Origin of the sequence: Mycobacterium scrofulaceum (genome assembly GCF_002086735.1) — a bacterium.
GTDB lineage: Bacteria > Actinomycetota > Actinomycetes > Mycobacteriales > Mycobacteriaceae > Mycobacterium > Mycobacterium scrofulaceum.
The window spans coordinates 92,051-98,580 of record NZ_MVIJ01000021.1; the positions used below are offsets into that span (position 1 = coordinate 92,051).

The window sequence follows — 6,530 nt, forward strand, 5'->3', positions numbered from 1 at the left end:
GACATGAGTGCGATGGGTCGTTCGGCATTCGCCGAAGGACCGGCCTCGGGCTAGCGGTGTGTCATCCGGCGGCGGGCGGGCGTGGCATCACCGTGAGCCGGACGCCGTACCGGGGCGGCACACCCACGCCGGCGGAGCGCGACAGCGCGCCGCCCGGCATCCCGGGAAGACCCGGATAGCCGGACGCGGTTACCTCGTCGGTGCCGGGAAGAGTCGTCAGCCCGGCCGGTTCCAGCGCGGCGATATGGGTGGTTGACGGTGCGGACCAGCTCGCCGGCACGGACATCGGCCCGATGTTGTTGGCGCGGGCAAGGGTTGCGCTGATGTTGCCCAGGCCCGCGCCGCCGCCAAGGCTCGATGCGGCTCCGGCGATCGGGGGGGCCGCGGTCAACGCCGGGGCCACATCGGACGCCGTCGCGAGCTTGGGCAGGATGCCCAGGTTCTTCTCGGCCCCGATGACGCCGGACGCGAATGCCTCGATGTAGTAGGTGGCGTTGACCGTCGAGTAGCTGGCCAGGATGCCGTCGAGCACGGTGAAGTCCTCGGGGACGATGGGGTTCGTCGGCAGGGTGGCGGCCGCCTGCAGATTCGGCGCCGCGCTGATGACCTGTGACACCGGGGTGGTGGCCGCGGCGCCGTTGACGGCCCGGGTGACCGACGCGGTCTGCGCGGTCAGTCCGGCCTCGTTGGTCGAGTTGCTCGGGGAGGCGAACCGCGGCAATTGCGTCGCCGCCGACGACGAGCTCGCGTAGCCGGACATCGCGGTCGCGTCCTGGGCCCAATATTCGGCGTACTGCACCTCGGTGGCCGCGATCGCCGCGGTGTTCTGCCCCAGGACGTTCGTCGCGACCAGCGATGACATTTGGGTGCGGTTGGCCGTGACCGCGGGCGGGGGGACGGTCATCGCGTAAGCCTGTTCATAGGCCGCCGCGGCCGCCCGGACCTGCATGGCCGTCTGCTTCGTCTGCTCGGCGGCCGTTTGCAGCCAACCCACATAGTGCGCGGCGGCGAGCGCCATCGCCTCCGAGGCCGAGCCGCTCCACTGCAAGCTCAGGGCCGATAGGACCGATTCGTAGTACTCGGCCGTGGTGGCCAATTCGGCGGACAGCGAGTCCCAGCTGCCCGCGGCGGCCAGCATCGGGCCGGACCCGGGGCCACTGTACATCCGGGTAGAGTTGATCTCTGGCGGTAAGAAGGCGAAATCCATTGTGTCACAGCTCCTTAAACAGGTTTGATGTTCAGTCGCGCGGCGAGCGGCGCGACGTCGATTGGCCGGGTCGAGTACGGGACGAAGCGGCGGTGACGAGGGCGGTGTACGCCTTGGCGGGCAGCTTCGTGTTCATCACGGTGCAGGTGGGGCGCGCGCACGGGGCATCTGAAGCGACCTTCGGCTCTTTGGCTCGTCAAAAGTCGCAAGCGCCGCTGGAAAAGGGCGGATTTCCGCTGAATTCGTGGCAATCGAGCAGGCAGGGTTAACTGGGCATTTGGTTGGTGGACAGCCGGCGTTAATTCACGCAGGTCGAAATCGAGACCGCTTGAAACACTTGACGGCTGACGTCTGACGGCCCATGTCTGATTGCAGCTCCTCGGGGGCCTGCAATTCCCGGCAATTTCGGGACCAATGCCCCTGGGGGAGAGGTCTTCCCGGCCCTAACGTGAGGGCTGAGCGACGTGAAATTGCCCGCCTACAGCTCAGCAGAGGAGACAGCGATGAGCAATAGCTATCCGGCTCCGGCGGTCGTGGTGGGCGTGGACGGATCGAGGGCGGCTGAGCAGGCGGGCCTGTGGGCGATCGACGAGGCGGTCAGCCGAGACATCCCGATGCGACTGGTCTACGTCGTCGATCCGCGGGACGCGGCCACACCCCCTGCCCGCGAGGCGCGGCTCGCCGCCGCGCGGACGGCGCTGGCCGACGCCCAGCGGGCCGTGGAGGTCACCGGCGCCCCGGTCAAAATCGAGACCGACATCGTGTGCGGACGGCCGCTCACCAAGCTGCTGGAGGAGTCGAGGTCGGCGGCCATGATGTGCGTCGGTTCCATCGGACTCACCCACGCCCGTCATGGCGGGACCTCCGTCGCGACCGCGCTGGCCCGCTCCGCGGGGTGTCCGGTGGCGGTGATCCATCAGCCGGCCAGGCGGTCGGCGGCCCCGAAGGTCGGCACCGTCCTGGCCGAGGTCGACAACGGCGTGGTGCTGCGGCACGCGTTCGAGGAGGCGAGGCTGCGCGAAGCCGGGCTGCGCGCACTCTGGGTGTGCCGGGGCGAGGATAAGCGTGATGCCGACGAGGGGACGAGCTCGGCCCGGGCGCAACTGATTCGACGGCTGGGGCGATGGACGCGGCTGTACCCCGACGTGCGGGCGGAGTCCGCGATCGTGCGCGGCAGTGTGCAGCAATACCTCCGCGCCCATCCCGAAGCGGGCCTGTTGCTGGTCACCGACTCCCATGCCGCCGAGGATCTGTGCAACGCCGGGCACTCCGTGCTGGCGATCCGGTCGAGCAACCTGTGACGGCGGGAAGGCGAGGGCGTCGCGTCGTGATCAGCCGTGGCTGATCCGCAGTAGCTCGGCGAGGTTGGGCAGCTTGACGCGGGGGCGCCCGTGCGGCTCACCGGCGGAACGTTCGTGACGGTCGATGATCTGCCAATGGGCGGAGGTGACCAGCTTGGGCTGGCGTGACGCGAGCCAGTCGGCCAGCTTGTCGGCGTGATCATCGGGGAAATCCGCCAGGCCGTCTCCCGCGCGGCCCAGATCGGCCAGCAGGGTGTCGACGGTCTCCTGGGAGTCCTTCTTGTTGGTGCCGATGACACCGGTCGGTCCCCGCTTGATCCAGCCCACGACGTACTCGTTGCGGCTGCCCTGGACCCGGCCGCCGGTGTTCGGGATGGTCGCGGTTCGGTCGTCGAAGGGCAGCCCCGGAGTGGGCACGCCGCGGTAACCGACGGACCGCACCACCAGCTGGACCGGCAGCTCCTCGCGCTCACCGGTGTCCTTGGCGGACACCCGCCCGTTCGCGTCGGTGACCAGTTCGTTGCGGCCCAGCACGATGCTCTCCACCCTGCCGTCGCCCTTGATCTCGATCGGCGAAGTCATGAACCGGAACACGATTCGACGATGGCCGGGCCGCGGCGCGCGCGCGGCGTAGTCGCGCAGCACCTTGACGTTCAGCTTCGTCGTCTTGTCCGCGGCGGCCTCGTCCTCCTCGGTGATGCCCTCCAGCTGCGCGGGATCGACGATCACGTCGACCCCCTCCAGATCCGCCAGCTCGCGCAGCTCGAGCGTGGTGAACGCGGTCTGCAGCGGCCCGCGCCGGCCGAGGACCACCACTTCCTCGACGCCGCAGGGCCGCAGCGACTCGAGCGCGTGGTCGGCGATGTCGGTGATCCCGAGCACGTCGGGATCGGTGACCAGGATGCGTGCCACGTCGAGGGCCACGTTGCCGTTGCCGACGACCACGGCCCGCGCGCCCGAGAGGTCGGGCGTCGCCGCCTCGAAGTTGGGGTGCGCGTTGTACCAGCCGACGAAGTCGACGGCGGCGACGCTGCCCGGCAGCTCCTCGCCGGGAATGTTGAGCGCGCGGTCGGACTGCGCCCCGACGGCGTAGACGACGGCGTCGTAGCGTTCGGCCAGCTCGGCGGCCTGCACGTGTTCCCCCACCAGCACGTTGCCGAAGAACCGGAAGCGGGGATCCTCGGCGGTCTTCTCGAACTGCTTGCTGATCGACTTGATCTTCGGGTGATCGGGCGCGACACCCGAGCGCACCAGCCCCCACGGGGTCGGCAACATCTCGAGCATGTCGACGGCGATATCGATGTCTTCGGCCGCGTCGGCCGCTTTGAGCAGGGACGACGCGGCGAAGAATCCCGACGGTCCGGAGCCGACGATGGCAACGTGGTATGGGCGCATACTCGACCTTCTATTCGTGCCCGGTTAGCGCCGGGGGCTCCCAAAACAGGCCGGCGCGCAGCGCGGGGTGCACATGATCGTGACTCGATGCTAAACGCATGACCGCTGGTCGTGGCCCGAGCACTCGCCGGGAGCCGGGGCGGTTGGCGGGCCCCGGTAACGTTGTCCGCTGTGGAACCCGACCGTCAAGCCGACATCGCCGCCCTTGACTCCACCCTGACCACGGTGGAGCGGGTGCTCGATGTGGACGGTCTGCGCAGCCGCATCGAGAAGCTCGAACACGAGGCGTCCGATCCCCAGCTCTGGGACGACCAGGCCCGCGCGCAGCGAGTGACCAGCGAGCTGTCCCACGCTCAAGGCGAGCTGCGCCGGATCGAGGAGTTGCGCCGCCGCCTCGACGACTTGCCGATTCTCTACGAGTTGGCGGCCGAAGAAGCGGAAGGCGCCGCCAGCAAGACAGAAGCTCTCGCCGAGGCGGACGCCGAGCTGAAGGCGCTGCGCGCCGATATCGAGGCCACCGAGGTGCGCACCCTGCTTTCGGGTGAGTACGACGAGCGTGAGGCGCTGGTCACCATCCGCTCGGGCGCGGGCGGGGTGGACGCCGCCGACTGGGCCGAGATGCTGATGCGGATGTACATGCGATGGGCCGAGCAGCACAAGTATCCCGTCGAGGTGTTCGACACCTCCTACGCCGAGGAGGCGGGCATCAAGAGCGCGACGTTCGCGGTGCACGCCCCGTTCGCCTACGGCACCTTGTCCGTCGAGCAGGGCACCCACCGGCTGGTGCGGATCAGTCCGTTCGACAACCAAAGTCGACGTCAGACGTCGTTCGCCGAAGTCGAGGTGCTGCCGGTGGTGGACACCACCGACCACATCGACATCCCGGAAGGCGATGTGCGGGTTGACGTTTACCGCTCCAGCGGGCCCGGCGGCCAGTCGGTGAACACCACCGACTCGGCGGTTCGTTTAACCCACATCCCAACGGGTATCGTCGTGACTTGCCAGAACGAAAAATCGCAACTGCAGAACAAGATCTCGGCGATGCGGGTGCTTCAAGCAAAGTTGTTGGAGCGCAAGCGTTCCGAAGAACGCGCGGAGCTGGACGCACTCAAGGGTGAAGGCGGCAGTTCGTGGGGCAACCAGATGCGCTCCTACGTTTTGCACCCGTATCAAATGGTCAAGGATCTGCGGACCGAGTACGAGGTCGGCAATCCGGCGGCCGTCCTGGATGGAGACATCGACGGGTTCCTGGAAGCGGGAATCCGGTGGCGTAACCGAAAAGATGACAGCTAACACAACCCTTCTCGCCTCGTTCGCGACGATAAAGGCCCTGGGCTGGCACGCCTTCTGGCGTGGCGAGATCGGGCAATGGATCATCACCCGCGGTCTGCGGATCGTGATGGTGCTGATCGCGGCGGTGCTGGCGGCCCGGTTCGTCAACTGGGTGGCGCAGCAGGTGACCCGTCAGCTCAACCTGGGATTCGCCGCGAGCGACGCGCTGGTGCCCTCGGAAGCGTCCAAGCACCGTCAGGCCCTGGCCTCGGTGATCTCCTGGGTGTCGGTGGTCATCATCGGAATCTGGGTCATGATGCAGATCGCCAACGTGCTGCAGTTCTCGGTCGGGGGGCTGGTCGCGCCGGCCACCGTCGTCGGCGCGGCGCTGGGTTTCGGCGCACAGCAGCTGGTGAGGGACCTGCTGTCCGGCTTCTTCATCCTCGCGGAGCGGCAGTACGGTTTCGGCGACCTGGTCACCCTGACCGTCGTGGCGGCCACGGAGGCCAGCGGCACCGTCGAGAACGTGACGTTGCGGGTGACCCGGCTGCGCTCACCGGACGGCGAGGTGCTGACCATCCCCAACGGCCAGATCGTCAAGGTGGTCAACCTGTCCAAGGACTGGGCGCGCGCGGTGGTCGACATCCCGGTGTCCACCAGCGCCGACCTGAACCGGGTCAACGAGGTCTTGCACCAGGAATGCGATCGCGCCATGGACAACCCGTTGCTGGGGGACCTGCTGCTGGATGCCCCCACCGTCATGGGCGTCGAGAGCATCGAACTCGACACCGTCACGCTGCGTCTGGTGGCCCGCACCCTGCCCGGCAAGCAGTTCGAGGCCGGCCGGCAGTTGCGCGTCCTGGTCATCCGCGCGCTGGCCCGCGTCGGCATCGTGACCTCCGCGGACGCGACGGTGGGCCTGGTGGAGGACCCGGCCGTGCCGGCCGCGCAGGCCGCCGAAGGGCAGACCGACGATGACGTCAAAGGTGCGGTGCAGAAGCGTTGAAGTTCACCCTGAGCCTCTTCGAGAAGCGCAGCGATGACACGGATGCCGACCGTCGCTGGCCGCACTACATGTTCGGCGGGCGGGTCCGCACGTCGACCCTCGTGTTGATCGTCGCCTTCTTCGCCGTGTGGTGGGTCTACGACACCTACCGCCCGCAACCGGCGCCCAAGCCGCCGGCGCAGCAAGTCGTACCGCCGGGCTTCGTGCCCGACCCGAACTACACCTGGGTGCCGCGCAGCCGCGTGCAGCTGCCGCCGCCCACCCCCACCCAGGCTCTTATACACAACTGACGCAGCCGGCGAAGGGGTAGGGGTTGATAAAGGGGGTGGGCGGATGATTAAAAAAAAAA

The 6,530-nt window shown here is 68.1% G+C and carries 5 protein-coding genes and 1 pseudogene; 4 read left to right on the plus strand and 2 right to left on the minus strand.

From position 1 onward, the window contains the following. Nucleotides 1–61 precede the first annotated feature (61 nt). Nucleotides 62–1,207: a PPE family protein gene (locus tag BST44_RS15450; RefSeq protein ID WP_083177981.1), complete on the minus strand. Its 1,146-nt coding sequence runs from the start codon at nt 1,205–1,207 to the stop codon at nt 62–64. Between the two features lie 503 nt (nt 1,208–1,710). Between BST44_RS15450 and BST44_RS15455 the strand changes: the two genes are divergently transcribed. Then, entirely contained in the window at nt 1,711–2,508 is a 798-nt protein-coding gene (locus BST44_RS15455; protein ID WP_083177982.1) for a universal stress protein, read from the plus strand. A gap of 30 nt (nt 2,509–2,538) precedes the next feature. On the opposite strand, the gene BST44_RS15460 is transcribed toward BST44_RS15455, so the two are convergent. Continuing rightward, nucleotides 2,539–3,903, minus strand: coding sequence for an FAD-dependent oxidoreductase (locus tag BST44_RS15460; RefSeq protein ID WP_083177983.1), 1,365 nt, complete (start codon nt 3,901–3,903; stop codon nt 2,539–2,541). Nucleotides 3,904–4,074: 171 nt separating this feature from the next. Here BST44_RS15460 and prfB point away from each other — a divergent pair, with 171 nt between their 5' ends. The 3 genes and pseudogenes from prfB to BST44_RS15475 form a co-directional block, all read left to right on the plus strand. Next, the gene (prfB, locus tag BST44_RS15465) at nt 4,075–5,196 is read left to right on the plus strand and encodes a peptide chain release factor 2 (protein WP_083177984.1); all 1,122 of its coding nucleotides are present in this window, start codon (nt 4,075–4,077) and stop codon (nt 5,194–5,196) included. Further along, nucleotides 5,186–6,181, plus strand: coding sequence for a mechanosensitive ion channel family protein (locus BST44_RS15470; protein WP_083177985.1), 996 nt, complete (start codon nt 5,186–5,188; stop codon nt 6,179–6,181). The genes prfB and BST44_RS15470 overlap by 11 nt, the downstream gene beginning before the upstream one ends. Then, nucleotides 6,178–6,444, plus strand: a pseudogene (locus BST44_RS15475) (Rv3103c family proline-rich protein); the annotation flags it as partial. The gene BST44_RS15470 and the pseudogene BST44_RS15475, both read left to right, overlap by 4 nt. Nucleotides 6,445–6,530: the final 86 nt, after the last annotated feature.

Excerpts from the sequence above, each read along its gene's own strand:
- BST44_RS15450 (WP_083177981.1), bottom strand. The coding sequence starts at position 1,207 with ATGGATTTCGCCTTCTTACCGCCAGAGATCAACTCTACCCGGATGTAC.
- BST44_RS15455 (WP_083177982.1), top strand. The coding sequence starts at position 1,711 with ATGAGCAATAGCTATCCGGCTCCGGCGGTCGTGGTGGGCGTGGACGGA.
- BST44_RS15460 (WP_083177983.1), bottom strand. The coding sequence starts at position 3,903 with ATGCGCCCATACCACGTTGCCATCGTCGGCTCCGGACCGTCGGGATTC.
- BST44_RS15470 (WP_083177985.1), top strand. The coding sequence starts at position 5,186 with ATGACAGCTAACACAACCCTTCTCGCCTCGTTCGCGACGATAAAGGCC.